The following is a 1,268-nucleotide window of genomic DNA, read 5'->3' as shown; positions in this document are numbered from 1 at the left end:
CCTATCTGATCCCATATCTGGTACGTGAACTGGATCGGAATCATCCGTGCTGCGCCAGTCCAGCCTTTCAGCACGCCTTTCACATCCTGCGTGAACATGGCGAAGCTGATTTTTGTGCTTAGTACCGCTTCACCATCCTGAGCCGGCTCGACTATCTCAAACCGGGCGGGCTCATAAACGTTTCCACCGAACGTTGCCTCCTGGAAGAGATTATTTACCAGCCGGTAATACCCAAAGGAGGGATGATAAAAAATAACCGTCTGTTTCAGGTCTGAGGCCGGACGCCTTTCCTTCCACTCCCTAAGTGTTGGCATCAGGCATTACCTCCGTGATGAGATAGTCGAGCCAGTAACCGTAGTTCTCTGGCGCCTCGACGATCCAGTCATCATAGTCTTGAGTAAGGTCTTTCAGCCCATTACTGATGACGTTCGCCGTCCAGGTAACAATCCCGCCGTTTTTACTGGTCTGCACTGGCATGCTGGTAAAGTGCAGTGTCTGCACCTGGACGCCCTGCGTATCACCCAAATCCACCGGCATATCGAACCATTTACGCCCGCTGTCGCAATAAGTTGGGGACCGCAGCCACGATTTGAAGCGCTCTGCCTGCTGCAGGGTGAAAATCCACGTCAATGACCAGGTGGCTTTCAAATCGGTAGTGATTGGGGTGAAGACCGCTGGGCCTACTGCAGGATTGGTGGTTTTGAAGCCGGTATCCTGCGTCATATTCTGGCTTGCACGCTGGGGAAGCGGCAGGAGTGCCGGGTATGAAACTGTTGCCACGTTTCCTCCGGGCATAAAAAAAGCCGCGGCTGCGGCACTGATCGAATATCAGGATTTCATTGGTTATCCGCAAAAGATATTGTCTTGGAGCATGCCGAGATTGGCTGCTTCAACAATCCTTTGGGGAAATCTATGGGAAACGATAAATTTTTGTATCAACTTAAAATCGGCGCAGAGAGAGCAGGCATCGATCAGGTGGCTGATGAAGTGCTTGGCCTTAAAGTTGCCGTAGGTCTTATTTTCAGGCAGTTAAGCGAGGAATCGAAAAGAGAAGTTCTTCGCCAGATGGATTCTCTTCAGCACCCTTCTGTTTTAAAGGCAAAAGAAGACCTCAAGCAATTTATTGGTAACTAATCGCCAGGTTTTTCCCGGGAGAAATCCTCATACATAAGCTCCCGAATAATACGGCCATCACGTATTCTGGTCTTAACGTGGATGTATGGCCGTTTCTCTGCTTTTGCCATCTCAATATCCTTTTGGGTCTGCTC

The 1,268-nt window shown here is 50.0% G+C and carries 3 protein-coding genes; 1 reads left to right on the top strand and 2 read right to left on the bottom strand.

Annotation, left to right across the window (positions count from 1 at the left end; all coding sequences use genetic code 11):
- Window positions 1-314: hypothetical protein (locus GVK32_RS28645; protein ID WP_159874238.1), on the bottom strand; the 314-nt coding region annotated here is incomplete at its 3' end.
- Window positions 301-780, bottom strand: a complete 480-nt coding sequence (locus tag GVK32_RS28640; protein ID WP_200842955.1) for a hypothetical protein — start codon at window positions 778-780, stop codon at window positions 301-303. The genes GVK32_RS28645 and GVK32_RS28640, both read right to left, overlap by 14 nt.
- 132 nt (window positions 781-912) lie before the next feature.
- On the opposite strand from GVK32_RS28640, the gene GVK32_RS28635 reads away from it, so the two are divergent.
- Window positions 913-1,134, top strand: coding sequence for a hypothetical protein (locus GVK32_RS28635; RefSeq protein WP_159887080.1), 222 nt, complete (start codon window positions 913-915; stop codon window positions 1,132-1,134).
- The last annotated feature ends 134 nt before the right edge of the window (window positions 1,135-1,268 follow it).

The organism is Klebsiella sp. 18074, from assembly GCF_902705905.1.
Classification (GTDB): Bacteria; Pseudomonadota; Gammaproteobacteria; order Enterobacterales; family Enterobacteriaceae; genus Klebsiella; species Klebsiella terrigena.
This window is presented reverse-complemented; position numbering and strand designations above follow the sequence as displayed.

What these genes read in the sequence shown, in the direction of transcription:
- GVK32_RS28635 (WP_159887080.1), top strand. Translation starts at nt 913, where the DNA reads ATGGGAAACGATAAATTTTTGTATCAACTTAAAATCGGCGCAGAGAGA.